This window comes from Ruoffia sp. FAM 26255, assembly GCF_045528525.1.
GTDB lineage: Bacteria > Bacillota > Bacilli > Lactobacillales > Aerococcaceae > Ruoffia > Ruoffia tabacinasalis.
Map to the genome: position 1 here is coordinate 1 of NZ_JBGQQX010000168.1, position 235 is coordinate 235.

General features: G+C 39.6%; 1 protein-coding gene. It reads left to right on the top strand.

Going from position 1 to position 235, the window contains the following annotated elements:
- Window positions 1-235: IS30 family transposase (locus ACEN31_RS11760; RefSeq protein ID WP_407109500.1), on the top strand; the 235-nt coding region annotated here is incomplete at both ends.

Sequence of the window (235 nt, forward strand, 5' to 3'; positions counted from 1 at the left end):
TACCATTGTGGGTGTTCACCACAAGAGTGCTGTTATCACGCTAGTAGAGCGTCTTTCCAAAATCATCATCACTTTGAAACCGGATGGCCGCAAAGCCAGTGACATTGAACAGAGGATGAACCAATGGTTGGAATCGATTCCTCGACATTTCTTTAAGTCGATGACGTTTGATTGTGGTAAGGAATTTTCCAATTGGAAAGCATTAAGTAATCAACATGACATTGATATTTATTTT